The 25,499-nt window shown below is 71.0% G+C and carries 20 protein-coding genes; 11 read left to right on the plus strand and 9 right to left on the minus strand.

Going from position 1 to position 25,499, the window contains the following annotated elements; all coding sequences use genetic code 11:
• Window positions 1–141 precede the first annotated feature (141 nt).
• From CcI49_RS14245 to CcI49_RS14255, 3 genes are read left to right on the plus strand one after another with little or no spacing between them, the layout of a single operon-like run.
• Window positions 142–1,617, plus strand: coding sequence for a serine/threonine protein kinase (locus CcI49_RS14245; RefSeq protein WP_076827068.1), 1,476 nt, complete (start codon window positions 142–144; stop codon window positions 1,615–1,617).
• On the plus strand, window positions 1,617–4,607 hold the full coding sequence (locus tag CcI49_RS14250) for an AAA domain-containing protein (RefSeq protein WP_083749506.1): 2,991 nt from the start codon (window positions 1,617–1,619) through the stop codon (window positions 4,605–4,607). Before CcI49_RS14245 ends, CcI49_RS14250 begins: the two co-directional genes overlap by 1 nt.
• Window positions 4,604–5,884 carry a hypothetical protein gene (locus CcI49_RS14255; protein ID WP_083749507.1) on the plus strand — a complete coding sequence of 427 codons (1,281 nt, stop codon included), beginning with the start codon at window positions 4,604–4,606 and terminating at the stop codon, window positions 5,882–5,884. Before CcI49_RS14250 ends, CcI49_RS14255 begins: the two co-directional genes overlap by 4 nt.
• A 31-nt stretch (window positions 5,885–5,915) precedes the next feature.
• Here the strand turns inward: CcI49_RS14255 and CcI49_RS14260 are convergent, their stop codons facing one another.
• Window positions 5,916–6,632, minus strand: coding sequence for a response regulator transcription factor (locus CcI49_RS14260; protein ID WP_076827070.1), 717 nt, complete (start codon window positions 6,630–6,632; stop codon window positions 5,916–5,918).
• Window positions 6,620–8,425 carry an ATP-binding protein gene (locus tag CcI49_RS14265; protein ID WP_076827072.1) on the minus strand — a complete coding sequence of 602 codons (1,806 nt, stop codon included), beginning with the start codon at window positions 8,423–8,425 and terminating at the stop codon, window positions 6,620–6,622. Before CcI49_RS14265 ends, CcI49_RS14260 begins: the two co-directional genes overlap by 13 nt.
• Window positions 8,426–8,601: 176 nt before the next feature.
• Between CcI49_RS14265 and CcI49_RS14270 the strand changes: the two genes are divergently transcribed.
• Window positions 8,602–9,141, plus strand: coding sequence for a hypothetical protein (locus CcI49_RS14270; protein WP_054569420.1), 540 nt, complete (start codon window positions 8,602–8,604; stop codon window positions 9,139–9,141).
• Window positions 9,142–9,268: 127 nt separating this feature from the next.
• Here the strand turns inward: CcI49_RS14270 and CcI49_RS14275 are convergent, their stop codons facing one another.
• The 5 genes from CcI49_RS14275 to CcI49_RS14295 form a co-directional block, all read right to left on the minus strand.
• The gene (locus tag CcI49_RS14275) at window positions 9,269–10,168 is read right to left on the minus strand and encodes a TetR family transcriptional regulator (protein WP_241840056.1); all 900 of its coding nucleotides are present in this window, start codon (window positions 10,166–10,168) and stop codon (window positions 9,269–9,271) included.
• 2 nt (window positions 10,169–10,170) lie between these two features.
• Window positions 10,171–10,947, minus strand: coding sequence for an ABC transporter ATP-binding protein (locus CcI49_RS14280; RefSeq protein WP_241840081.1), 777 nt, complete (start codon window positions 10,945–10,947; stop codon window positions 10,171–10,173).
• A 98-nt stretch (window positions 10,948–11,045) separates the two neighbouring features.
• Window positions 11,046–12,038 (minus strand): ABC transporter permease, encoded by a 993-nt coding sequence (locus tag CcI49_RS14285; protein ID WP_076827076.1) that lies wholly within the window; start codon window positions 12,036–12,038, stop codon window positions 11,046–11,048.
• Complete coding sequence (locus tag CcI49_RS14290) at window positions 12,035–12,901, minus strand: TauD/TfdA family dioxygenase (RefSeq protein WP_054569625.1); 867 nt, start codon at window positions 12,899–12,901, stop codon at window positions 12,035–12,037. Before CcI49_RS14290 ends, CcI49_RS14285 begins: the two co-directional genes overlap by 4 nt.
• 65 nt (window positions 12,902–12,966) lie before the next feature.
• The gene (locus CcI49_RS14295; RefSeq protein ID WP_241840057.1) at window positions 12,967–13,971 is read right to left on the minus strand and encodes an aliphatic sulfonate ABC transporter substrate-binding protein; all 1,005 of its coding nucleotides are present in this window, start codon (window positions 13,969–13,971) and stop codon (window positions 12,967–12,969) included.
• Between the two features lie 484 nt (window positions 13,972–14,455).
• On the opposite strand from CcI49_RS14295, the gene CcI49_RS14305 reads away from it, so the two are divergent.
• The gene (locus tag CcI49_RS14305; RefSeq protein WP_076827084.1) at window positions 14,456–15,202 is read left to right on the plus strand and encodes an SDR family oxidoreductase; all 747 of its coding nucleotides are present in this window, start codon (window positions 14,456–14,458) and stop codon (window positions 15,200–15,202) included.
• Window positions 15,203–15,230: 28 nt separating this feature from the next.
• Here CcI49_RS14305 and CcI49_RS14310 read toward each other — a convergent pair whose 3' ends face one another.
• Both CcI49_RS14310 and CcI49_RS14315 read right to left on the minus strand, forming a co-directional pair.
• Entirely contained in the window at window positions 15,231–16,430 is a 1,200-nt protein-coding gene (locus CcI49_RS14310) for a cytochrome P450 (RefSeq protein WP_054569414.1), read from the minus strand.
• Between the two features lie 8 nt (window positions 16,431–16,438).
• On the minus strand, window positions 16,439–17,041 hold the full coding sequence (locus CcI49_RS14315; RefSeq protein ID WP_054569413.1) for a TetR/AcrR family transcriptional regulator: 603 nt from the start codon (window positions 17,039–17,041) through the stop codon (window positions 16,439–16,441).
• 50 nt (window positions 17,042–17,091) lie between these two features.
• Here CcI49_RS14315 and CcI49_RS14320 point away from each other — a divergent pair, with 50 nt between their 5' ends.
• From CcI49_RS14320 to CcI49_RS14345, 6 genes are all read left to right on the plus strand, one after another.
• A complete protein-coding gene (locus CcI49_RS14320; protein WP_076827086.1) occupies window positions 17,092–17,841 on the plus strand; it encodes an SDR family NAD(P)-dependent oxidoreductase in 750 nt (249 codons plus the stop codon).
• Between the two features lie 653 nt (window positions 17,842–18,494).
• Window positions 18,495–21,572: an ATP-binding protein gene (locus CcI49_RS14325; RefSeq protein WP_158230768.1), complete on the plus strand. Its 3,078-nt coding sequence runs from the start codon at window positions 18,495–18,497 to the stop codon at window positions 21,570–21,572.
• The gene (locus tag CcI49_RS14330) at window positions 21,569–23,197 is read left to right on the plus strand and encodes a ribonuclease domain-containing protein (protein ID WP_076827090.1); all 1,629 of its coding nucleotides are present in this window, start codon (window positions 21,569–21,571) and stop codon (window positions 23,195–23,197) included. Before CcI49_RS14325 ends, CcI49_RS14330 begins: the two co-directional genes overlap by 4 nt.
• On the plus strand, window positions 23,194–23,682 hold the full coding sequence (locus CcI49_RS14335; RefSeq protein ID WP_198955533.1) for a barstar family protein: 489 nt from the start codon (window positions 23,194–23,196) through the stop codon (window positions 23,680–23,682). Before CcI49_RS14330 ends, CcI49_RS14335 begins: the two co-directional genes overlap by 4 nt.
• Before the next feature lie 161 nt (window positions 23,683–23,843).
• Window positions 23,844–24,464, plus strand: coding sequence for an NADAR family protein (locus CcI49_RS14340; RefSeq protein WP_083749524.1), 621 nt, complete (start codon window positions 23,844–23,846; stop codon window positions 24,462–24,464).
• A gap of 14 nt (window positions 24,465–24,478) precedes the next feature.
• A complete protein-coding gene (locus tag CcI49_RS14345; RefSeq protein ID WP_076827097.1) occupies window positions 24,479–25,174 on the plus strand; it encodes an endonuclease V in 696 nt (231 codons plus the stop codon).
• Window positions 25,175–25,499 lie beyond the last annotated feature (325 nt).

Below are 25,499 nucleotides of genomic sequence, written 5' to 3' on the forward strand. Positions count from 1 at the left end.
CTGGTCGCAAAGGGGAACGCGGGCGCCTCCGGACTGGGCAGCCCGAACGGTGCGCTGGCGCGTGGTTGATTCCCGCCAGGGGGATGATGTGTACGATTTATCGCGGCATCCTGCTCCCTGGCCCGAGGAGGAGCGACCGGCGTGTCGGGACCGCGTGAGAACCTTGTGGTCAACTTTCGTGCGCATGAGCTGAACACCGGCAGCGCGGCGGGCGCCCGGGCTGACTTCGAGCAGATGGTCGCCCAGCTGGTGGACGTCTTTTACCCCGGTGCCCGGCAGGTGAGTGCCAACCCGGGGGACGGCGGCATCGACGTCTTCCACGGCCGGCTCGACGGCCGGATCATCGTCTGGCAGTCCAAATACTTCATGCCGCAGGTGGTGCGGTCGCATCGCGACCAGATCAGGGAATCATTTGCTTCCGCGCAGAAAAATGCTCGCGCGCACGGCTATGTGATCGACGAGTGGATACTGTGCGTCCCCAGCTCCATGGATCATCCGACTACGCTGTGGTGGGATGGATGGCGCCGCGCGCAGGAGGCCGAGACGTCGACCAGGATCGATATCTGGGACGAGACCGGTCTGCGGAGCAGGCTCGCCCAGCCCGCGGCGGGAGCGGTGCTCGCGGCGTACTACCCGGCGCACACCAGGTCACGCACATCGCCTCCGGGCGCGGAGGCAGGAGAAGGCATCCCGGCTTCCGGCCGCGGGGCTTGCGACGCGCCGGAAGCCCCGCTCGCGACGGGCCCCTTCTCGGCCGACCGGCGCCCACGCGCCGGCGAGACAGCTCGGATCGCCGGATGCGACTGCCTTCTCCAGGGCGACCCGCAGGAGTCGCGGGGCGACGGCTGGGTGCTGCGAACAGGCGCGGCGATGGTGATGTCCGCACGGCCCGGCCCGGCCTGGTTCCGTCAGGTGCTGATCCGCCGGCACGATCCGCAGGCGGACGAGCAGGCCGCGGCGATCGAGACCCAGCTGCGCCTGCTCGACCGGATCGGCGGCCGTAACGGCCTGCCGCGGAAGGCCGCGGGCCGGGTGGGTCCAGGCGAGGCCGCGGTCGTCTCGGCTCGGCCGGCTGGCCGGACCTGGCGGGACGTGTTCGGCCCGGTGGCTCCGGCCCGAGCGCGGCCGCTGGACCGGGTGACCGCCGCCGCGCTTCTCGCTGTCGCCGCGGCGGCGGCGGACGTCCTGACCAGGCTGCACGACACGGGGCACAGCCACCGCGCGCTCACTCCGGACGCGGTGGTGCTCCCCGGCCCCGGGGGTGGCGCCGCGCTGCGTGACCTCGGACTGGCCGCCGTCGCGCGCCAGCCGGATGAGGGCCCTGCCGAGTACCGTTCGCCAGAGCAGGAGCGGCTCGGGCTCCACGGAGCCGAGGTCGGTTTCCGCACCGACGCCTGTCGCCTCGCCGCCATGACGTACCACTGCCTGACCGGACGACCTCCGGCTCTCGGGAGTCCGCTGCCGTTGCGCGCCTTCGGTCTCGACCTGCCGGACGACCTGGAGGAGCTCCTGAGCGCGGCGCTGGATCCGGATCCGGGCCGGCGGCCCGCTCTTCCGGGCCCGTTCGTCACGGCGTTGCGGGCCGGTTCCGACCACCTCGGCCGGGTCGGGCGCTGATGGCGACCGGTGCGGTCACCCTGCCCGGAGGGATCGCCATCGTGCCGAGCGCGCGAATGGTCGAGAAGATGGCGAGCGCGCGGGTCCGGGGCGATGACGACCTCGATCCGGAGGGTTTCGTCGACCAGCTCCGAAGAATGTCCTCCGGCGTACCTGCCCGGTTGGACGCGAAAACCGGGCAGGCCGCAGCCACGCTGCGGCTGTACACCGATACCCATATCGCTCTGCTGCGCCCCACGAACCGCAACGACGGTTATTTTCTGAATCATGTCGGCCGGTGGTCGTTCCAGGACCACCGAAGCCTCGCCCAGGGTTTCCTGAGTGTCCGCTGCCCGCGATGGACCGTTCATTCACAGGTCAGGAACATCCCGGCGGGCAGCAGCAGCCATATCGGGGTGCTGGCCGATGCCTGGACGACGCTTCGGGCGTCCGGCCCGCCGGCCGGCCGGATACCCGGGCGGCACCAGGAATACCTCGACACGGTCGAACGCATAGTCCTGCGGACCAGGGATCTCGAACGGGACCGGCTCGCCGTCACGCCGGTTCTCTACCGCGCCCGCCGGGCGACCCGGGAACAGCGCTTCTCCGCCCGCGGGGTCTACGAGTTCCGGCTGGTCGAGAGATGTCAGATCACCGAAGGGACGCAGGTTCAGGTCAACGGTGACCGAGGCCTGCGCGGTGTGGTTCTGCGGAGCGAGAACCTGGACATGACGATCCGGTTCGACGATGTTTCGGACTTCGCCCGCATCCCGGCACAGGGTGCGCTGACGGTGCTGCCGAGCGACGTCGTCTACCGGGCTCAGCTGGGGGCGGTGGCGGCCCTGCGCGACGGCGAGGCGGTCAGCCCCCGTCTGCTGGCGACGCTGGCCGAGCACCGCATCCAGCGCTCCGCCCCGCCGGACCGGTCGGCGGTCCCGGGCCGTGACCTGGAGCGCAGCCAGCTTGACGCGTTCCAGCGTGCACGGGGCGAGCCCGATCTGCTGCTCGTGCTGGGGCCCCCGGGAACCGGGAAGACCTGGACGATCACCGAGATGGCCATCGCCGAGGCGGCGGCCGGCCGGGCGGGCGAGGGCCGGGCCCGCCGTGTCCTGGTCACGTCACAGAGCAACCGGGCCGTGGACAACGTCCTGCGGGGCCTGGCCGGCCAGCTGCGGTGCGTTCGCGTCGGCAACCCGGAGGCGCTGACCGGGCCGGCGCGCGAACTCACCGCCGAGGTCCAGGTGGAGGCGCTCAAGGATGACGTCCTGCGCAACACCGAGCCGATCACGTCGGCCCTGGCACCGTTCGCCGACGTCGGCGCCACCCAGGACGACGCCGGAGCCCGGCTTGGGCTGCTGGGCGCGCACCTCGCCGAGGCGCGGCAGGCAGACCGGGACGTCCGGGCCCGGGACGCCGAGCTGGACGACATCACCCGGCGGCTTCGGGCGCCGCTCGAACCGGAGATCGCCCAGGCCCAGGCCGAGATCGATCGGCTGGACGTGGCGACGGAGCGGCAGCGGGATCGTCACGCCCGGGCCCGGGACCGGTACGAGAAGGCAGCGGCTCGGCGCGTGCCCAGATGGTGGGCGGGGATCCGGCGTCGCGGCCTCGACCGGCGCGACCGGGCGGTGCGGGCTGCCGCCGACCGGGTCGACGCCGCGGAGCAGGAACTCGCCACGGCTCGGGCGTGGCATGGCGGCCTGCTGGAACAGGTCGCACTGCTCGTGACCCAGGACAGCGTCGGCGGGCGGCTCCTGGCGGAACGGGAGCACGCGTGGGGCCGCCGTGAACGGGCGCTCACCCACACCGCGCGGACCGCGGAGCCGCTGTACGCCGAGCTTGAGCTGGCCGGGTGCGGCCTCACCCGTCCGGACGGTGAGACCGACGACGTCGCGGGGTGGGAGCAGCGGGAGCGGAAGCTGCTCGACGCGGTCGGTCTCGCCCGCACCCGTGCGTCCCTGCTGGACGACTGGCGTGGCCGGATCCCCAGCGCGGACGAGGAGCTCAAGCACGAACTGGTCGGCTACGCCGATGTCATCGCCGCGACCTGTATCGGGGTCTCGACGAAGAAGCTGCTCAGTGGGCTGGACTTCGATCTCGCCATCGTCGACGAGGCGGGCCAGATCGCCCTGCCCGACCTGCTGGTGCCGCTCGTCCGGGCCCGCCGCGCGGTGCTCGTCGGCGATCACAAACAGCTGCCGCCCTATCTGGACAACGACGTCGCCCAGTGGTCGCGGGAGCTCGTCCCGGGAACGGAGATCTCCGCCTCGGCCGTGGCCGAGACCCGGGACATCGTCGGGCGCAGCGAGTTCGAGCGGCTCTTCGAGCGGATCGGGGCGGAACACGGGGTGACGTTGACGACGCAGCGCCGAATGCCCGAAACGGTCGCGACGTTCATCTCGAACGCCTTCTACGGCGGGGTGCTCGCCACGGTCCATCCCGGCTCCGGGCCCGACCCGCTGTTCACCAGCCCGCTGGCGTTCGTCGACACCTCCGATCAGCCGCCGGCACGGCGCGCCGAAAGCCGTGCCGGCGCGAACGGGGGAATCAGCAACCGGCTGGAGGCGGACCTCATCGCGGCGCTGCTCGCCAGCTACGGCGGCCACCATCGTGACTGGGCGGTGATCGTCCCCTATCGGGAGCAGGTCCAGCTCCTGCGGCAGACGCTCGTCCGCCGGCTGGGTGGCCCCGTGAGCGTCGAGGACAACATCGGCACGGTGGACGCCTTCCAGGGCAACGAACGCGACCTGATCATCTATGGCTTCACGCGAAGCAACCGCAACGGCACGGTCGGATTCCTCAGCGAGCTACGCCGCCTCAACGTCGCGATGACCCGTACTCGCAGGCAGCTCGTGCTCGTCGGCGATCTCGAAACCCTCGGGAGATCTCAGGACGATGGCTTCCGTGCCCTCATCGGCGAGCTGCGGGTCACCCTGTCGAGGGTGGGCGACCTGCGTGGTTCCCGGGAGATCGAGATGTGGCTGCATGACGCCGCCGGGCGCACGCGGTGAGCCGCCCGTCCACCGGTGCGTCGGCCCGCACACCCGGCGCCCGCACCCCCGGCGCGGGCCGAGCCGGCCTGGGTGGAGCCGGCCTGGGCGGAGCCGGCCTGGGCGGAGCCGGTGAGTGGCTGGTGTTCCCCGACTACCGGGCCCTCGAGCTGGTCATGGCGATGCCGGAGATCCGCCCGCTGCGTGTCTTCTCGGTGCGCTGGCCGCTGTGGCAGGTCGAGGCACAGGCGACCTTCGAGGACAGCCAGCCCTTCGACGTCGTCGACCACTTTCTGCTGCGAGGCATCGTCGACGGCCTGCTGCGCACGACGGACGAGCTTGCCCGTTTCTTCGGGCTGTCCCGGTCGCTCGTGACCCGAGGGGTCGAACATCTCGTTCACATCGGCCATCTCGTGGCGGACGGCCCGGAGCCGGGTGTTCTGCGGCCCACGGAGCTGGGCAGCGCCTCGGTCCGGGACGGGGTGCGCTACGTCCTGAAGGAGAGCCGTCAGCTGCTGATGTTCGACGCCTTCACCCATCGCCCGTTCCCGCGGGTCCACTACGACTCGGCGGTGCGCGTCGTCACGGACGCGGAACCGAAGGCGGGAGACCGGCGTGCCTGGTTCAGGCCGCTGACCTCCGTACGCCCGTTCGAGTTCGACGCGGTGTGGGCGTTGGGGTCACGGCYGGACCGGGAGCGGTTCAACGTGCCGAGCAGGTTGCGGAACCTGCATCCGGTCGGCGCCGCGGCGGCCTGGCTGCCGGCCCACCTCGTCCTCGTGGAAGGTGGCGCGGTGCTGGCCTTCACCCAGGCGGCCCAGGAGCGCGACCGGTTCGTCGAGGAGCTGTGTGGCCAGACGCCCCAGGTCGTGCACACCCTCCTGGGCGAGAGTGGCGTCGACGCACGCCAGACCTGGGTGGAATGGCTACGGGCCCACGGTCTGGGGCAGGGCGTACTGGCCGAACTGCCGAACGGCGTCTGGCGGGCGACGCTCCCAGCCCACATGTTCGGCCGGCCGCCCCTGCAGCCTCTGCACCGGCTCGGCTCCTTCCAGGTGAAGGACACCCGTTTCCTGCAGCTGTGGTGCGACGACGAGCAGACGCGGGCTGACGCGGTGCGCCGCCGTGCCCTGGCGATCGCCCGCCGGTACGGGATCACCCGCACGGAGTTCGACGACTCGGTCGCCGCCGTGGCGAACCTGCTGGAGGTACTGGTTCCCACCTTCGACGAGCTGCTCGAACATGCCGCGGAGTCGGGCGCCACCGCACAGCTGCGGTCATTGGAGGCCCTGCGGTAGACGCGTCGGCGCCCGCCGGGCGGCCGGCAGGTCAGACCGTTGTCGGTGGCGGGACCCGGTGGCCCGGGCCTGGTCGGGCCTCGGTGGTGGCGTTGCGCAGGTAGGTCAGCACGGCGAGAACACGCAGGTTGAGATGACCCGGGTCGTCCGCGCCGCGCAGCTGCAGCTTCGCGGTGATCGCCGAGAGGTGCTTCTCCACGGTGGCGACGCTGCATCCGAGGGCGGCGGCGACGCCACGGTTCGCTCGCCCTTCGGCGACGAGGGACAGGACCCGCTGCTCGTGGGGGGTGAGCCGGTCGAGAGGGTTGTCGCTGCGGCGGCGGTCCAGCAGCCGGCGGACCACCGCGGGATCGATGACGATGCCACCCTGATGTACCTGCTCCAGGGCGTCGACCAGGCCTGAGAGCGTCGCGACCCGGGCTTTCAGGAGATAGCCGATCGCCTGGGTGTCGTCCTGCAGGCCCAGCAGGCGTTCGGCGTAGACCGCCTCGGCGTGTTCGGACAGGACAAGCAGGCCGATGCCCGGATGCGCGGCGCGGATCTGCTCCGCGGCACGGATTCCCTCGTCGGTGAGCGTGGGCGGCAGGTGGATGTCGAGCACCACCACGTCCGGCCGGTGCCGGTCGACGGTCTGGAGAACCTCGGGCAGGCTGCCCGCGAGACCGACGACGTCGACTCCGCGTTGCCGCAGGGCCGTGCTGAGGGTGTCGAGAAGCAGCCCGTTGTCCTCGGCGATCACGACGCGCACGGTTTCTCCAATGGGTACGGCTTTTCCGGGGGGTACGGCTTTTCGAGGGGGAGTCGAACGCGCACCCGGGTGCCTGCTCCGGCCGGGCTGTCCATCTGGACGTCCCCGTCGACGGTCGCCACCCGATCCTGCAGATTGCGCAGACCTGAGCCGCCCCCGGGACGGGCGCCGCCGCGGCCGTCGTCCGCGATGATCAGGCACAGGGATCCGTCCAGGCCGTCCACGGTGACCTGGACCTCCGCGTGCGTGGCCTGCGCGTGCTTCCCAACGTTCGTCAGCGCCTCGGCGATGACGAAGTACGCGTTGACCTCGATGTTGCGGTTCCACCGGTCGGGGGGGATCCGCGCGGTGACGGGCAGCGGTGCCTGGTCGACCAGCGCCTCCACGGCAGCGGCGAGCCCGCGCTCGACGAGGATGCTCGGGTAGATGCCCTGCGCGAGGTCACGTAGCTGGGTGACCGCGGTCGAGGTCTGCCGGTGTGCCCTGGTCACCAGTTCGGTGGCCAGGCTCGTCGCCGGGCAGCGGGTGTCCGCCCTGGACAGCGCGTGGTGGGCGCTGTCGAGCAGGACGAGCCCGGCGAGCAACTGCTGTTGCGCACCGTCATGGAGGTCACGTTGTATTCGGCGGCGTTCGTCGAACGCCGCCTGCGAGAGCCGCCGGCGAGAAGCGCGGATCTGCGTGATCTGTGCCTGCACACTGGCATGCAGGCGGGCGTTGTCCAGCGCCAGGCCGGCGGCGGCCAGGACGGCGTCGAGCAGCGGCCGTTGCCGGGCGAGCGCGGGATCGTGCGTGAGGATGGCCAGGTCCTGGCCGCGCCGGTGCACGACGGTGCGGTGCCGATGCCCGTCGGTGGAGACGCAGGTGGGCGGCGGGAGCGGCCGGCCGGTGATGTCCACCCAGCCGGGTGCGTCCGGGAGCCGGTAGGCGACTTCGAGTGTGGGGTCGCCGAGAACGTCGGCCATGGCGTCCCGCAGCCGGCGCGGGTCCGGATCCCGCTCCAGCTCGACGATGAGGCGGGCGACGCGGCCACGTGCCACCAGCACTCGCCCGAGGCCGACCAGCGCCGCCGCCGGCAGTGTGGCAGCGGCGAGGGCGGCCACGCCGACAAGACCGAGCCGCAGTTCGGGTGAGCCGTCGACCAGGCTGGTGATGCCGCTGCCGACAGCGAAGGCCGTGCCCAGCAGCAGCACGATCCACAGCGCGGCGGTCATCCGGCGCAGCGGCCTGCTGGCGCGGGCCCACCGCACGGCGAGCCGCGCCGCGACCGCCGATGCCAGGACGCAGTAGGTCAGGCTCGACGCCCGTGCGAGCGGTGAGTTGCGCGGTCCGTCCTCCAGCCAGGGCCTGCCGGCGTGGTCGACCAGGTAGCACGCGACCTGGGTGCCCACGCAGGCGGCGTAGGAGAGGCCGACGAGGATCCGGTCGAGGCGGCCATGGAGCTGGCCGGTCGGCAGCGCGAGCGCCAGATGGGCGATCAGCCCCGCGTAGAGGTAGGCGAGACAGGCACCTACCGCCAACACGGCCGGGTTCTCGCTGTAGGTGAGGTCCCCGAGGAACATGCTGAGGCCGCTGGCGACCAGGAGCCGGGCGACTGCCGGCGTGACGGTGGGCCTGCGGGCGAGCAGGCCGGCCAACAGCAGTGAGAGGCCGCCGGCGCGCAGCGGCAGGCTGGTCACCCCGGGGGAGCCGGACAGCGCGAGCATGGTCGCGAGCAGCAGCGCGGCGCCGAGCGGGGCGACAGCCCGGCGCCACCGTGCCCGGACGGGACCCGGCCGTGGCATCAGCTCGCTCATCGGCGGCTCCGCGCCCAGAACTGGGCCGATCCCGGAGCACGCCGTCATCCTGCCACCCCTACGACCGCCTAGAAGGTTCCCCTCCCGAGAGGGCCCGGAGATCCGGGATGTTGCCCAGTGTGATCGATCGCAGACTTGCTGTCGTCGGTTGATCGCAGTCAAGGAGAGGACATCTTATGATCTTGATCAGGGCTTCCCGGCTCCGCCGGTGCGTGCTGGCCGCCGTCGGTGTGCCGCTGCTGGCGGCGGCTCTCACGTTCGCGGGCTCGTCACCCGCGCTCGCCAGGCCGATCGGCGAATGCACACCGCTGCAATCGTTCCAGGCGGACCTCGGCTCGGGTGAGGACGACCTCCGCGGCAACTCCGAGGTGATCATCTCCCTGGTCACGAGGTCCCGTGGCGGTGTCGACCTCGCGCACATCACCGGCGGTGTCCCCAGCTACGAGCACCGCCTGATCACGCTCGACTACGGCAGCCCGACGATCCCCGTCGACTCCTGCGACGTCGCCGGCGTCACCGTGCGCATGATCTCTCACAACGGCGTTTTCGAGACCACCGACAACTGGGATCTCGACCGGTTCACCCTGAAGGGATTCGACGGCCCATCGTTCTGGGGGTTCCCGCTCGGCAGAACAGGCCTGTCGATCTCGGATCAGTCGTTCCCCCTGCTGCACCGGTTCACCGGGCATGATCCCCTCTGGCAGTTCCTCGACTAGGAACCCGACTCAATCCATGCACCCGACCGAGTTCCCAGGCTCGGCCCCGGACCACGGCCGGGCAGGTGGGGGCTCCGCCCCGCTCCCGCAGCCGCCGCGAGGATTCGGTGGCCCGACAACGGAGACGTCACGGGTGGTCGGGTGCGGTCCGGGTGGTGGTGGCGGTGGTGGATGCGGGTGCGATGAGGGCCGCCGCTGCCATGTCGAACAGGTCGGCGACGTAGATCTCGTAGGAGACGTCGGCACCGGTGCCCGGGTACGGATTCTCCGGTCCTTCCGGGATCTCGGCGACCTCCGTGCTCTCCGCGGGGAGCTGGCCGTACTCGGCGAGAGCGGTGAGGCACAGGCGGACGAGGTGGGACAGCCGTAGCGGTCGCAGCGGTTCGGGAACCCCCGACAGCAGCCCCAGAATCGTCAGGGACACCTCGTGCCCGACCGCTCCCGCCGGCCTGCCGCCGGCCCACCACGGGTGGACTCGCGGCGGATGAGCACTGAACCGGCTGAGGAAACCGACGTACCAGCTGTCCGGCCGGCGCGCCTCCTCGGCGAGCGGGCGCATCAGGACGTCGAAAAGCTCCCGGACGATCAGCTCCCCGGCAGCCAGCTCCCCGGCAGTCGGCCCGTCCGCGGTCGGCTCCCCGGCGGCCTGGTTCCGGCCGCGGGACCGGGCCGCGGCCAGCAGCTCGGCTCGGCGCCGGTCGAGCGGCGGCACGCGGTAGGCGACGATCGCGGCGAGCAGGCCCCGCTCACCGCCGAAGTGGTACTGCACGGCGTTGTTGTTGCCGTTGCCGGCGGCCCGGCAGATGTGCCGCAGCGACACCGCCTCCAGTCCCTGCTCCGCGTAGAGCCGCTCCGCCGCCAGCAGGAGCCGCAGCCGTGCGTCCTCGGCCCGCGGCGCGGYGGCGGCCGTCCGGGGCCCGGCCTCCACCGAGGGCGGTGACAGGGGGAGCGAGGTCGGTGGTGAGGGGACCGCCGTCGGCCCTGCCGGCGTGGCCGGGGGCAGAGCCGACGGCGATGTCGGCGGCACGGCTACCGGCCTTCGACCCGCTCGGCGTCGCCCTGCTCAGAGCCGTCCTGCTGCTCCGCGTCGACCTGCTGCTCCGCGTCGCCCTGCTCGGCCTCGTCGTCGGCGACACCGAGCTCGGCCAGCAGGCGGGCCCGCAGGGCGGCGAACTCGGGGTTGGCGCGGGTGCGCACGTCCCCGAGCCGGACCGGTTCGTCCAGCGACAGGCGGCCGTCGGTGAGGACGGCGACCCGGTCGGCGAGCAGGATCGCCTCGTCGACGTCGTGCGTCACCAGGAGCACGGCCGGCCGGTGGCGCCGGCACAGGTCGCGCAACAGGCTGTGCATCCGGATGCGGGTGAGCGCGTCGAGCGCGCCGAACGGCTCGTCGAGCAGCAGCAGGCCGGGGGAGCGGACCAGGGCCCGGGCCAGCGCCGCCCGCTGGGCCTCGCCGCCGGACAGCGTCGCCGGCCAGGCCCGCTCCTTGCCGCCGAGGCCGACCTCGGCCAGCGCCGCGGTGGCCTGGGCGCGTGCGTCACGGGCCCGCAGCCCCAGGACCACGTTGTCCAGCACCCGGGCCCACGGCAACAGCCGCGGGTCCTGGAAGACGACGGCGCCCCGCTCGGGGACGGTCGCCTGCCCGGTGGCGTCCGTGTCGAGACCGGCGAGGATGCGCAGCAGGGTGCTCTTGCCCGAGCCGGACCGGCCGAGCAGCGCGACGAACTCACCCGCCGCGATGTCCAGATCGACGCCGGCCAGCACCTGCCTGCCGGCGAACTCGCGCCGCACCCCGCGGACCCACACCGCGGGCTCGGACGTACCGCCGGCCGCCTGCGACCAGGAGCGCGGCGTGACGTCGGTGAGAGCAGGGCCGGCGTCGGGGGTCGCAACTGCTGTGGTGGTCACGTCGCCTCCAGACCGCGGCGCCAGGCCAGCGCGCGGCGTTCGAGCAGCCGGACAAGGGCGTCGGAGAGCAGGCCGAGGACGCCGTAGACCGCGAGACCGACGACGATGACGTCGGTCTGGCCGAACGTGCGCGCCTGGTCCATGAGGTAGCCGATCCCGCTGGAGGCGTTGATCTGCTCGCTCACCACGAGGATGAGCCAGGAGATCGTGAACGCGAACCGCAGGCCGACGAGGAACCCGGGCAGCGCGCCGGGCAGGACCACCCGGCGGATCAGTCCGAGGCGGCCGAGCCGGACGGTGCGGGCCAGCTCCACGAACCGGCTGTCCACGCCGCGGATCGCCGCGAAGGTGTTGATGTACACCGGGAACGCGGTGCCGAGCGCGACCAGGAACACCTTCACCTGCTCGCCGATGCCGAACCAGACGATCGCCAGCGGCACCAGGCCGAGGATGGGAACCGCCCGCAGGATCTGCACGGGTGCGTCCACCAGGTCCTCGCCGAGCTGGAACAGCCCGGACACCAGGGCGAGCACCACGGCGAAACCCACCCCGAGCGCGAGCCCGAGCGCGACCCGGCGCAGGGAGATCACCAGGTTCTCGCCCAGGGTGCCGTCCGCCGCCAGGTCGTAGCCGGTGTGCAGCACCGTCCACGGCCCGGCGAGGATGTCGGCCTGGATCAGGCCGGTCGACGAGCCGATCTGCCAGAAGGCGACCAGGAGCACCGGCCCGAGCATCCGGCGCAGCCATTTCGGTACCGGCCTGCGGCGGGCGCGGTCCGGGTCGGCGAGCGCGAGCGCGACCCGGCCCGGCCCCGCCGCACCGGGAGCCGGAGCGGCGACGACCACCCCGGACGTCGCCACAGCGTCACCGGCTCCGCCGGCTGTGGCTCCGCCGGCTGTGGCCCGGCCGGTCCCTGTCCCGGCGGCCTCGGTCCCGGTCCCGGCCTCGGCGTTGCCGCCGCGGCCACCGAGGACGAGCGAGGTGCTCACGCGAAGGACTCGCCTTCGCGCGACTCGGACGGGCTGCCGTCCACACCGACCGGGACGTCGCCGGCGATCGTGATCCGGTGCATCACCCGGTCGAAGCCGAGGTGGCCGTAGTCGGTCGGGACCAGGTGGGCGGTGGCACGGTTGTCCCAGAAGGCGATGCTGTCGGGCTGCCACCGGAACCGGACGGTGAACGCCGGTGTCGCCAGGTGGCTGAACAGAAGGTCGAGGACCCGCTGGCTTTCGGTGTTGGAAAGCTCGACGATCCGCTGGGTGAAGTTCGGGCTGACGAAAAGGACCCGCTCGCCGGTCTCCGGATGAACGCGCACCACCGGGTGCACCGTCTCGTAGGACGTCCTGGTGAACATTTTCTGCAGTTTGCTGCCGTCACCACGCTCCAGAATGATCTGGTTGACGTGCACCGCGTGCAGACCGTCGATGAGGTCCCGGATCGGCTTCGACAGCGTCTCGTAGGCGACGGCCAGGTTCGTCCACTGTGTGTCGCCACCGTAGGGCGGGATGACCACGCCGCGCAGGATGGAGCCCATCGGCGGGTTGTGCACGAACGTCACGTCGGTGTGCCACAGGCTGCGGACCTGGTATTCGGACGAGACGTCCGCGTAGGCCCGGGAGTCCAGCGGGAAGACCTCCGGGTGGCCTTCGAGTGTCGGCAGGGTCGGGTGCCCCGGGGTGACCTGGCCGAAGAGCCGGCCGAAGGCGATCTGCTGGGCGGGGGTGATGTGCTGGTCGCGGAAGAACACCACCTTCCACTTCAGCAGGGCGGCCCGGACCTCGGCGACGACCTGGGGCTCGATCGGCCCGGTCAGGTCGATTCCGAAGATCTCGGCGCCGATGTAGCCGGACATCGGCCGGATGTCCAGGCCGACCTCCGACCGGGATTCGTCCACGTTCGCGGTTTCGCTGATGATGGTCACTTCTGGGCCTCCTTGACCGCCGAGTTGTAACGGGCGTCGAAAACCTTCGAGATGTCGACCTTCTTGGGCAGGACGCCGCTGCTGTAGAAGAGGTCGGCGAGCTTCTGCGCGCCGCCGATGCTGGTTGCGTCGATCGGGACGAAGGTCGAGGGAACACCCGTTCCCACCAGCACCTTCGCCGTGCTGACCGGTACCTTCAGCTGCTCCACGTAGTACTTGTCGATGTATTCCTCGGTGTGGCTGTCACGCCAGTCGACGGCCTTCACCCAGCGCTGGATGAAATCACCGAGCGCGGCCTGTTTCGCCGGGTCGGACAGCACCTTGCGGGTGGTGATCAGGTACTGCACCATCGGCGAGGCGTCGGCGCCGTCGATCTTGTGCGCGGTCGGGTTGGCCTGCAGGTAGGCCGTGGAGAGCGGCTCGACCGTCACGCCGGCGTCGGCATCGCCGCGGGCCAGCGCGGCCGAGATGTCGGTGATCGCCAGATTGACGATGCTGACGTCCTTCTGCTCCAGGCCCACGGAGTCCAGCGACCGCAGCAGGTAGGCCTGCAGGATTGTCCCGGTGGTGATCGCGACCTTCTTGCCCTTCAGGTCCGCGACCGAGCGGATGGGGCTGCCGGGCTTGGTCGTGAGGGCCAGCTGCCCGGGCGGGTTGTTCCAGGCGGCGATCACCGCGAGGTCCTGCCCGGAGGCCGCGGCGATCACCGGCGGCGTGTCGGCGACGACGCCGATGTCCACCGCGCTCGCCCGGAAGGCCTCCAGCAGCAGCGGTCCGGAGGCGAACGTCGACCAGTCGACCTTGTACGGCGTGCCGGTGCTCTGCCCGGCCAGGTCGAGGGTGGCCTTGAGCTGGTTCTGGTCGCCGACGCGCAGCGTGGTGTCGGCCGGGATCGTGGTCGGGTAGCTGGTCACGGCCGTCGTCGGTGCGCCCGCCGAGCTGGCTGAGTCGGCGTCCGAGCCGCAGGCGGCCAGCGCGAGGACGGCGAACAAGGTGGACATCACTGTCAGAACCGCAGCGCGGCGTGGCCGGCCTCGGCCAGCCCGGAGGGCAGGCGGGAACACGGGACTCCTCGTGAACGTGGATGGCCGCGCGCGGCGCCCTGCGCGACGGAGAAGGGAGAAGGGCGGGGAGTGGCGGCCCCGAGGGGGCCGGGCTGGCGCCGTGACCTGCTCACTGAAGCATTTAAGTCAGCTGTTTGTCAACTTAGTTGGTGGAAAAGCTGTACTTGGCGAGCGGTCCGCGTCCGCGTCAGACTCCGCCGGTCGCCGGTCGCCGGTCGCCGGTCGCCGGTCGCCGGTCGCCGGTCGCCGGTCGCCGGTCGCCGGTCGCCGGTCGCCGGTCGCCGGTCGCCGGTCGAGCGGTGAGCGGTGAGCGGTGAGCGTGTCCGCGGTCTGTCGGTCGCCGTCGACGGGTAGGCCTGTCGTGGCGGGTGCCGGCCGCGCTGCGGCCGGACGTCGTCCGACGACCAGGGAGGCACGGGAGATGAAGATCGCTGTCATCGGCGGCACCGGGCTCATCGGTTCCCAGGTGGTCCGGATGCTGACGGCGGGTGGGCACGATGTGAGGCCGCTCTCGCGCTCCACCGGCGTGGATCTGACTACTGGGCAGGGCCTGCCCGAGGCGTTGGAAGGCGCCGACGTCGCGGTGAACCTGACCAACTCGCCGACGTTCGACGATGCCTCGCCCGCGTTCTTCCGGCGGACGATGGACACCATGCTGACGGCCGCCGAGGCGGGCGGCGTCGGCCACGCGGCCATCCTGTCGATCGTCGGCGTCGACCAGGTGCCGGAGGTGGCCCACTACCGCGCGAAGGTGCTACAGGAGGACATCCTCAAGGCGGGGCCCGTCCCGTACTCCATCGTCCGCGCCACGCAGTTCTTCGAGTTCGTCGACACGGTGCTGTCCTGGACCGCGGACGAAAGCGTCGTGCGGCTGCCGGCCACGCCCGTGCAGCCCATCGCCGCGGCGGACGTCGCCGATGCGGTGGCCGACGTCTGTGTCGGCGCTCCGTTGCGGGGCACTCGGGACATCGCCGGCCCCGAGGTCTACGCGCTTGACGAGCTCGGCCGGATCACCCTGGCGGCGCACGGTGACCACCGCGCGGTCATCACCGATGACCGCGCGGGCCTGTTCTCCGCGGTGCCGGGGGACGCCCTCATCGCTGGGGAGGGTGCCGTCCTCGCGAAGACCACCTACCGCGAGTGGCTTGAGCACCGAGCCGGGTGCTGAGTCCGGTGCTGAGCCCGGTGTGCAGCCCCTACTTCCGCAGGACGATCGGAAGCTTCTCCCAGCCGCGCACCGTCGAGGTGCTCGCGAGCCTGGCGCCGTCCCAGTCGACGTCCCACCCCTTCGGGAAACGCTTCACCAGCTCCTCGAGAACGATGCGTCCCTCCATGCGGGCGAGATTCGCGCCGAGGCAGTAGTGCAGGCCGTAGCCGAAGCTGCGCTGCTGCGTGACGTCACGGTGGATGTCGAGGTCGTCGGCGTTGTCGAACTTGGTCTCGTCGCGCCCGGCGGATCCGACGATGAACAGGGCGGTGCTTCCTTCGGGAATGGTCTGGCCGTGGAACTCCACGTCCTTCGTCACGTACCGCCCCACGGCGTGGCCGACCGGCTCCAGGCGGAGGACCTCCTCCACCGCCTTGCCGGCCAGCGACGGGTCGGCGACGACCTCCTGGTACTGGGCGTGGTTCCTCTCCTCGCCGAAGATCTTGCCGATCCATCCCATGAGCTGGCCGGTGGTCTCGTTCCCCGCACCGGCGATGACGGCGCAGTAGACCAGGATCTCGTCGCGGGTGAGCTTTCGGGTGGTGCCGTCGTGGTCCTCGAACTCCACGTTGAGGAGTTTGGTCATGATGTCGTCGGCGGGGTTGGCGATGCGCCAGTCGATGTAGCTTTCGAAGATGTCGGTGGAGATCTGCGACGCCTCCGCGTCCAGCTTGCCGCCCTCCTCGGTCTTGAGGTGGGCGACGGTCTGGTCACGGACCGACTGCTGCATCTCCTCGGGAATCCCGACGAGCATGCCGATGACGCGCATCGGCACCTTGTCCGAGAGAATGTCGATGACATCGAAGCCGTCGCCGCCCTGCACCGGGTCGAGCCGGCCGGCGACATATTCACGGATCTTCGGTTCCAGGGCCTTGACGGCGCCCGGCGAGAACAGGCGTGAGACCAGGCGGCGGTGGATGCCGTGGCTCGGCGGGTCCTCGAAGATCACACTGCCCGGGGGCATCTCGATGCCGGACTTGATGAACTCGTAGATGTTGCCGCGGGCGTTGCTGAAATGCTCGACGTCAGGCAGGCCGCGGTCGACGTCGTCCCAACGCGCGAAGGCGTAGAAGTCGTGCTCCTCGTTGTAGTAGACCGGGGCCTCGTTACGCAGGCGCTGGTAGACGGGGTACGGGTCCACCCAGATGTCGTGGCGGAACGGGTCCCAGTAGAGGTCGGTGGCGGTCATGCGTCGTCTCATTCCTTTACCGGGGTGGTGTTGGCGGCGAGCCAGTTCTCGATCCAGGCGCGGGTCTCGTCGTGCCCGTCGGTCAGACCGATCAGACGGTCGTGCGCCTCGAGCTGCGCCAGGCCGGTGGTGAGCAGGAGGATGACCACCGGCGGTATGTGGTCGGCAGCGAGCGACTCGTGGGCGAGGGCGGCGCGTGCGAACTCGAGCTGGGCGGCGCGGAAACGTCGCGCGTAGGTCGCGATCTCGAGTCGCAGCGCGGGGTGACGCTGGGCCAGAGCGACGAACTCCACCATGACTCTGCTGGCACCGGCGTCGGAGTTGACCTTCCAGAACCTGCGTAGCGATGCCTCGCCGTCAGTGATTTCGGCCAGGCGTGCGAGGTTTTCCTCGGCCCCGCGCCGGAACGCCTCGATGAAGAGATCCTCCATCGACGCGAAGTAGTAGTGGACGAGCTGGTACTTGACGCCGGCGACCTCTCCGATGCGCCGTGTCGTGATGCTGCCATACCCCTCTCGGGCCAGGAGCTGGATCGTGGCATCGACAATCCGGTCACGTGTCTCGTGTGCGCGGGAGCCCCGCGCCCGGATCTCTTGCCCCGCCCCGCTCATGGACGTACTTTTACACGCGTCAAAACTCGGTGTCCAGTAGGGAGAAACGCATGGCTCGGGTCGCAGTCGTCACAGGCGCCGCCGAGGGCATCGGCGCTGGGATCGCCACCCGGCTGGTGGCGGACGGTCACCAGGTCGCGATGCTCGACTGGCAGGGGGACAAGGTCGAGAAGCTCGCCGCCGAGCTCACCGCGGCCGGTGGCGCCGCCCTCCCGCTTACCGTCGACGTCTCCGACCGTGCCTCGATCGAGGCCGCCTACGCGACGGTCAGGGAGAGGTTCGGGCCGATCCACATCGTCGTCGCGAACGCCGGCATCTCGAACATGGTCCCGTTCGTGCAGCTCGACCAGCAGACCTGGGACAGGATGATCGCGGTGAACCTCACCGGCGCCTTCCACACGATCCAGGCCGCGGTGACGGACATGATCGACGCGAAGTACGGCCGGGTCGTCACGATCTCGTCCTCGAGCGCGCAGTCGGGCGCGCCGGCGATGGCCCACTACGTCTCGAGCAAGGGTGGGGTCATCGGCCTCACCAAGGCGCTGGCCCGGGAGCTCGCCGAGCACCGCATCACCGTCAACACGATTCCGCCGACGCTTGTCGACACCCCGATGTCGCACCGCGAGGCGGGTCAGGCCGGCGGCGCGGAACAGTTCCTCGCGGCGGTCAGCAACATGGTCCCGCTCGGCCGGGCCGGCACGCCCGCCGACATCGCCGGCGCCGTCTCGTTCCTCGTCTCCGACGACGCGGCCTACATCACCGGCCAGATCATCGGCGTCAACGGTGGCATGTACATCTAGGCGCAGCCTCAGCACCTCTGGCGATCACTCGCCTCCCGGGGTCGAGTCCGTCCAGAGAACCGAGGATCTGGATTGTTCTGGAGCGTGTAGCAGGCTAATGCGGGCAATTGCGGCACGGAGTCGCTTGACAATCCGCAAGAAGGGAGGATTCTGGTTGCTGTAGCAGCCAGAATCCTCACTTCTTGCTCGGCGACAACCGTCGCGGTGGCGGCGACGCCGGCGGCGGCGGAGGGAGATATGGTGCCGCAGCCTGGCAGCCTGTGACCAGGTCCAGCCCGATTTCCCGGGATCACTCTGTGGAACAATCTGGATGCATCGGCCGTTGTCTCCCGTGCTTGCCAGAGTCCACGGTGACGATGCAGGTCGGGCTGCAGATGAGGCGCCACGGTGGCGCCTCGGGCGCGAGGCCAGGATTGCGGGGGCATCGTGGTCGTCGAGAAGGTGCGCTGGTCGCGCCGCGGTAGGAGCCACTGTGGGAAGGGCGGCCGGGCATGTCCGGCCGGCTGATTCCGGGTCGGGCGGGGGGCCGGCCCAGCGCCGGTGGCGTTCTCGGCGGCGTCCGGGCCTACCGCCTGGTCTCCGCACCTCGGCCGCCTGAGGATCCGCAGGTTCGCGATCCGGCCCCCGCGCAGCTTTTCGCCGCGGTGACCTCCATGCACGCCACATTCCAGAGCCTGACCACGTCCGGGGCCGACGCCGTCGACGTCGACGCCGTCGCCATCGACGGCCCCGATGACCCCGCCGGCCTGGACGAGTTCGCCGGTTCCGATGAGTTCGGTGCCGGTGCCGGTGCCGGTGCAGGTATGCCGGGGGCGCGCAGCCCGCTGTTCTTCGCCGCGTGGTTACGCCTGCCGGAGAAGCCGACGGAACCGATGGTGCGCACGGCGCAGGCCGCCAGGCCTGGTCAGGAACGGTTCGTCTTTCTGCTGGGAGGCCGGCCGTTCCTGCCGGGAGCGGCACCCGGCCCGGCCCGGGTGGACGGCACCCGCGGGCTGCTCTTCCCGCCGGGCGCGAGCGGCGTCGAGGCCACCGGCGGCGAGGTCGACCGGCTGTTCGCCGAGTTCCCGGTGTGGCTGCCCTGCCTGGGGGCACCCGACGCCCTCTGGTCACTGCCCGACGAGGAGATCTGGCAGCATCGCCGCGGCTCGTTCGACGAACATGCCGCACATCTCGCCCACCCGTTCGCCTGGATGGTGCTCGCGCGGCCACGGCCCGCCGACCTCGTCCAGGCGGACAAGGACCGGCTCGAGATCGGCATCCCCATGCTGCGCGAGGCGGCGCAGGGCTCCCGGTGGGCGGAGCTGGAACGCGCCGAGGCCCGCTACCGCGAGCTCGCCCGCTACGGCGGTGCGGGGATGTGGGACGTCCGGGTGCTGGTCGGGTCCGACACGGCCGCGGGTGCGGGGGCCGCCGCGTCACTGTTGTGCGGTGCCGCGGAGCTCGGTGGCCTGCCGTACACCCTGGTGCCCTCGGGCCGTCCCGGCAGCCTGGCCGAGGCCGCCGCCGAGCCACCGGGGCATGACATACCGCCGTACGCCGCACAGGGCGGCTGGCAGCCCGGCCCGCCGGACCCGTTCGACCTTGCGGACATCTTCGTCCCCACCGCACCGTTCGCCGCCTCCAGCGAGCTGCTCGCCGCGCTCGCCCGCCCGCCGGCCCGCGAGCTCCCGGGCGTCCGGCTGCTCACACCGCACCGGTTCGACGTCACCCGCGACCGCACCGACGACGACGGCTTCCCGATCGGCACGGTCCTCGACCCGGCCTACGCCGACGCCGGCACGTTCGTCGTGACCCGCCCGACGCTGAACCGGCATGCCTTCCTCTGTGGCGCGACGGGCTCGGGCAAGTCCCAGACCGCCCGCACGCTGCTGACCGAGCTGTCCGCTCCCGAGCGGCCCGGCGACCGGGTGCCGTGGCTGGTCATCGAGCCGGCGAAGGCCGAATACGCGCGGATGGCCGGCCGGATCCGCGCCGACGACACGGTGACCGTCCTGCGCCCCGGGGTGCCGGACGATCCGCCGGGCTGCCTGAACCCGCTTGAACCCGAGCCCGGCTACCCGCTGCAGAGCCACGCCGACCTGGTCCGTGAGCTGTTCCTGGCCGCGTTCAACGCCGACAACCCGGTGCCGCAGATCCTTTCGATCGCCCTCGCCGAGGTCTACGCGAACACCGGCTGGGACATGGTCACCGGCGAGCCGCGCCCCGGGCGGCGCCCGAAGCTGTTCGTCGACGAGGTGCCCCGCGACGTCCGTGCCCGCTACCCGACCCTCGGTGAGCTGCGGGTCGTCGCGCAGCGGGTCGTCGACGACATCGGCTACGGCCGGGAGGTCCGCGACAACGTCCGCGGCCTGGTCGACGTGCGCCTGCGGGGGCTGCGTGAGGGCACGCCGGGCCGATTCTTCGAAGGCGGGCATCCCCTGGACGTCGGTGCGCTGCTGCGCGGCAACGTCGTGCTGGAGCTGGACCGCGTCACCAGCGACCAGGACAAGGCGTTCCTCATGGGCGTCGTCCTGATCCGCATCGTCGAGTATCTGCGGACGAACCCGCCGGCGCCGGGCGACGACCGGCTCCGGCACGTCCTGGTGATCGAGGAGGCGCACCGGCTGCTGCGCCGCGACGCCGACGGCCCGGCCGGCAACGCGGTCGAGCTGTTCGCCGGCCTGCTCGCCGAGATCCGCGCCTACGGCGAAGGCGTCGTGGTCGTCGAGCAGATCCCCTCGAAGATCATTCCGGACGTCCTGAAGAACACGGCGCTGAAGGTGATGCACCGGCTGCCTGCCGCCGACGACCGGGCCAGCGTCGGGGCGACCATGAACCTGCGCGAGGAACAGTCCGAGCATGTGGTCGCGCTGCCGCCCGGCCAGGCGGCGGTCGCCCTGGACGGCATGGACCGGCCGCTGCTGGTGCGGATGGGCCACGGGGAGCGGTCGGAGTCCACCGAACGGGCGAGCCACCTGCCACCGCTGCGGGCGGCACGCAGCGACCTGTGCCCACCGGACTGCCGGACGGCCCCCTGCACACTGCGCGCGATGAACGAGGCCCGGCACGACTCGACGTCCCCGCTGCTCGTCCTGTGGGTGGAGGCGGTCGTCGCCGCGACCGTCGCCGGGGTGCATCCGGTCGACCCGGCCCCGGCACTGTCGGAGTGGCTGCTGCGGCTGCCGCCGCGCCAGCGTGACTGCGCGTTGGCCCATGCGGTCGAACGGGCCGTCGACGCCCGCCGCCCGCTGCTGCGCCGCTGGCTCGACCCCGCCGACCTCGCCGACCACATCCTGGCCGACCTCACCGCCCGGCTGGGCCTGCGCCCACCCCCCACCGAGGACCATCGCCGCTTCCAGGCTGGCGTCTACCGGTGGCACGACGTCCGAGGCCATCTGGACGCCGCCGTCGCACAGGCCGAGCCTGGATCCCCCGGGGGCCCGCATCCACACACCGAGCGGTGGGCTCGGCGTGGGCTGATCCTCGACGGCGCGGACGTCGTCGAACAGATGCGTGTCTTCCGGGAGCATCCGGCGAATGCCACCGGCAGCCACCGGGTGGCGGTCGGTGATCCCGACGCGAGCGGGCTCACGGCGGCGCAGGTCGAGGTGGCCGGCGCGGCCGGCAGGCTGTACCTGCGCCGGGCCTTCGCCCGCGCCTGCGTCGGCAAGCTCGACCCGATCGTCCGGCTCTTCGAGAAACCGCCGGCTGGCCGCGGGCGAAAGAGCCCGCAGGCGGAGGCGGTGACATGAGTGTCGAAGGCGTCGGTGACCTGGCTGGCCTCGGTGACTCGGCGGGCCTCGTCGAGGAAGGGTGGGCTGGTCCGGAGGGCGATTTCGGCACCGACGAGGATTCCGTCGGGCCGGAGGAGAGCGATTCGCAGGCGCTTGCCGACCTGCTCGCCGGGGATTCCCGCGACCTGAACGTTCCGCCGGAGGACACCGAGTCCCCGGCAGCTGGGACCGACGCGGGCACCACCGAGGCATTCATCGACGCTCAGCCCACCGAGGCATCGCAGCTCACCGAGACGCGGCAGCCCACCGAGACGCCGCAGCGGACGGAGACGCGGCACCTCACCGAAGGACCGCCCACCGGGGTGCACGGCGGCGAGACGGAGGCCACCGACACACCGCAGGACGGCGAGTACGACGAATCCGTCGATGGTGAGGCCGACAGCTCTGTCGTCATGAGCGACTCCGAGGCGTTGGCCGAGTCGATCGCCGGCGATGCGCGCGGATTCCTCGACGACCCGGACGACCCGGGAGCGGATGGCCCGGGAGCGGATGGCCCGATCTCCGCTGATACCGCCACCGCCACCTCCACCGGCGTCGGCGAGATCGACGACGTGGCGACGCCCGAGAGTGATTCCGACGACGCCCCGGTACCTGAGGCAACCCAGACCGAGGAACCCGCCGAGCCGACCGACGGACCCACCGAAACGCGCACCGGCGAGACCCTCGACAACGCAGCCGACAACCAAGCCGCCATGAGCGACTCCGAGGCGCTGGCCGAGTCGATCGCCGGCGATGCACGCGCATTCCTCGACAGCCCGGACGACCCGGGAGCGGATGGTCCGATGCGCACGGAGACTCCCACAGGTGAAGGCGACCCCGTCGGTGACGGTGGGGTCGGGGACGAGTCGACATCCGATGGTGATGCGAGCGACGTCTCAACGCAGGAGCGGGCACTGCCCGAACGACCCGCCGAAACACGCACCGGCGATTTCGGTGACGGTCAGCCTGACGGTGCCGCTGTGATGAGCGACTCTGCATCGCCGGCGGAGGGGAACGCCGGTGATGCGCGTGGGTTGCCTGAAAGCCCCGACGGTCGGATGACCGACGGTCCGGCGGACGGAGACACTCCCACCGCTCAGAGCACGGGTGATCAAGAGATCCGCCCTGGATTGACCGACGACCTCGGCCGGCAGACCGACACTTCCGAGGCGCCGGCCGAGCCGTCCACCACTCAGGACACGGCTGATGCTCTCGACCACACCCCGGGAGCCGCCGACCAGGACAGTCATGACGCCCCCACCACCACGGACACAGAGGGCGACGGTGGGGACATCCCCTGGGGCGGGGCGCCTGACGTCACCGGGCCGGCCGGCGACGTGGCGGGTGTCAAGCGGGAGGCGGTTCCCAGGAAGCCGCGCTCCGGCCTGCAGCCCGGTGAGTACTCCGGTGGTACCGAGTACAAGAACAGGTCCGAGCCGCGACTTCCCAGGACGACCGAGGACGGTACACCCATCGCTTACACCGAGTACGACCGCGACCCATACGACGGTGTGCAGCGTAACGACCGAAGATTCGTCGTCGGAGACGATGGGTCGCACTACCGCACCGACGACCACTACCAGAGCTGGAAGAGGTTCCGTTGACACAGAACCCCATAGAAATGATCGCAGGCGGCGTGTTTGGTGGTGTTTATGCGGTACCAGTCGATGGACTGGCGGCCGCTGGCCGGCTGGTTGCCGAGCTCTACCACAAACTGGATCTCGCCGCAGCCCCGCCGCGGGTGCGGACACTGCACGTGCGCGGTTCCCGCTGCCGTACCTCAGCTGGTCTCTTCGATGAACTCGCCGCCGTCCTCCAGTTCCCCGCCTACTTCGGCGGAAACTGGGATGCCCTGCACGACAGCCTGTACGACTTCCAGGTGCCGGCTGACGCCGTCATCCTGGTTTTTTCCGATTTCTCCCAGGTGTTGTCCCAGGCCAAGCAGGAGGAGCTCGGCTGGCTCGTCGAAGAGCTGACCGAGCTGTGTGGCAGTGCTCATACACCAGCGCAGGGTGAGCGGACTGTGACAGCTCTTCTCACCGACCAAGCAGAGGCACTGCCCGCCTTCTCGGGCCTGCTGGCGGTCTGAGCTGTCCACGCCGGAACCCGTACGTTCCGGGCCTGCTGTCGTTCCGGGAGCTGCCGCGGATGCTCCGTCGGTAGTCGTGTGCGCCCCTCGAACCCGACGGATCGGCCCATCCCGGTAGGTTTCCGCTCGGTTGGTTGGAACGGGAGAGTAGCGCCATGTCGATGTCGGAGATTTCATCTGCAGTCGAGCCGAGAAATCGTCCTCGGTCGGTGGCCGAACTGGTGGCGGCCGAGGTGGCTGGTGTGCCACTGGCGTTCCGATACTTCTGGGGGCATCGGCGACCGGCGGGCGGTGGGATCGGGCCGGGTTGTCTGAGCCAGTGGTGGGCGGTCGAGTTCACCGTGGAGGGCCGCCGGTACGCCAGCGCCGAGCATTTCATGATGGAACGCAAGGCCAGACTGTTCGGGGACGACGAGACGGCGGAGGAGATCCTGGCCGTGCCGGACCCGGGGCGGGCGAAGGCTCTCGGCCGTCGTGTCCGCGGATATGACGATGCCCGTTGGGAGCGGCACCGCCACGACGTCGTCGTCGCCGGCAACACGGCCAAGTTCGGCCAGCACGACGACCTTCGCGGGTACCTCCTGAGTACCGGGTCCGACATCCTCGTCGAGGCCAGCCCGCTTGACGCGATCTGGGGTATCGGCCTGGCCGCCTCCGATGAGCGGGCCGGTCGCCCGGCGCAGTGGCCCGGCCTGAACCTGCTCGGCTTCGCACTGATGGACGTCCGCGCCGCCCTCGCGAACACGGGCCGGCCAGCCGTCACCCGRCAGCCCGGGCGCTGAGGGAGGCCGGGCCGGTGAGCTCCCGCCACGCGCTGGTCGAGACGGTCGAGGACGCCGAGGCACTGCAGGCCGAGCTGCGGCGGCTGGTGGAGGCCGACGTGCCCGGGCCGGAGCGGGTCGCGACGGTGGCCGGGTTCGACGTCGCGTACGACACCGACACGGATCTGCTCGCGGGAGCGGTGGTGGTCCTCGCCGCGCCGCGCTGGGAGCTGATCGCCTCGGCGACGGCAGCGGGCCGGGTGACGTTTCCCTACGTTCCGGGGCTGCTGTCGTTCCGGGAGCTGCCGCCGTTGCTCGAGGCGTGGGAGGCGGTCCTGCCTCAGCTGGCGGCGCCGCCGGACCTGCTGGTGTGTGACGGGCATGGCATCGCGCACCCGCGGCGGTTCGGTCTGGCCTGCCATCTCGGCGTGACCGTGGGTCTGCCGACGATCGGCGTGGCGAAGACCCCGTTCGTGGGCGAGCACTCCGCCCCCGGGCCGCGCCGGGGCGAACGGGCGCCGATCATCCTTGACGGCGAGGCAGTGGGCGCCGCGCTGCGGACACAGGACGGTGTGCGGGAGGTGTACCTCTCGGTCGGTCATCGGACCAACCTCGACTCCGCCTGCCGGTGGGTGCTCGACCTGTGCCCCCGCTACCGGCTGCCGGAAACGACCCGTGCGGCGGACCAGCTCAGCCGCACGGCACTCGCCGAAGCCCGCATCACGGTCTGATCAGCCCGGCCCAGCTCGGCCCAGCCTGGCTCGGCCCAGCCCAGCCCAGCCGGCCGGCCTGAGACCGTCAGGCGGATGGTGCTGCCCGGGGGGACTGTCAGCGCGAGAGTCTGCGACGCCTTTTCTGGAACGGGGTAGTCACGCGCATCCTCGACGTTGAAAAGATATTGCTTGCCGTCAAATATTTCGCGGGGGCGGGGATGTGTTTCGCGGATTGATCGTGGCGTGGCCGCATGGCAGGAAATTGTCGGGATGTTTTCTCTTGCGTCGGCCAGAATGTCAATGATACCCAGAAGGCAGCCGGGAATGAATCCTGTCATCGGAG

Origin of the sequence: Frankia sp. CcI49, from assembly GCF_001983215.1 — a bacterium.
Lineage (GTDB): Bacteria > Actinomycetota > Actinomycetes > Frankiales > Frankiaceae > Parafrankia > Parafrankia irregularis.

Coding starts and splice junctions, on each gene's coding strand:
- CcI49_RS14250 (WP_083749506.1), top strand. CDS start 1,617: ATGGCGACCGGTGCGGTCACCCTGCCCGGAGGGATCGCCATCGTGCCG.
- CcI49_RS14265 (WP_076827072.1), bottom strand. CDS start 8,425: ATGAGCGAGCTGATGCCACGGCCGGGTCCCGTCCGGGCACGGTGGCGC.
- CcI49_RS14270 (WP_054569420.1), top strand. CDS start 8,602: ATGATCTTGATCAGGGCTTCCCGGCTCCGCCGGTGCGTGCTGGCCGCC.
- CcI49_RS14290 (WP_054569625.1), bottom strand. CDS start 12,901: ATGTCCGGCTACATCGGCGCCGAGATCTTCGGAATCGACCTGACCGGG.
- CcI49_RS14295 (WP_241840057.1), bottom strand. CDS start 13,971: ATGTCCACCTTGTTCGCCGTCCTCGCGCTGGCCGCCTGCGGCTCGGAC.
- CcI49_RS14305 (WP_076827084.1), top strand. CDS start 14,456: ATGAAGATCGCTGTCATCGGCGGCACCGGGCTCATCGGTTCCCAGGTG.
- CcI49_RS14310 (WP_054569414.1), bottom strand. CDS start 16,430: ATGACCGCCACCGACCTCTACTGGGACCCGTTCCGCCACGACATCTGG.
- CcI49_RS14315 (WP_054569413.1), bottom strand. CDS start 17,041: ATGAGCGGGGCGGGGCAAGAGATCCGGGCGCGGGGCTCCCGCGCACAC.
- CcI49_RS14320 (WP_076827086.1), top strand. CDS start 17,092: ATGGCTCGGGTCGCAGTCGTCACAGGCGCCGCCGAGGGCATCGGCGCT.
- CcI49_RS14325 (WP_158230768.1), top strand. CDS start 18,495: ATGCACGCCACATTCCAGAGCCTGACCACGTCCGGGGCCGACGCCGTC.
- CcI49_RS14330 (WP_076827090.1), top strand. CDS start 21,569: ATGAGTGTCGAAGGCGTCGGTGACCTGGCTGGCCTCGGTGACTCGGCG.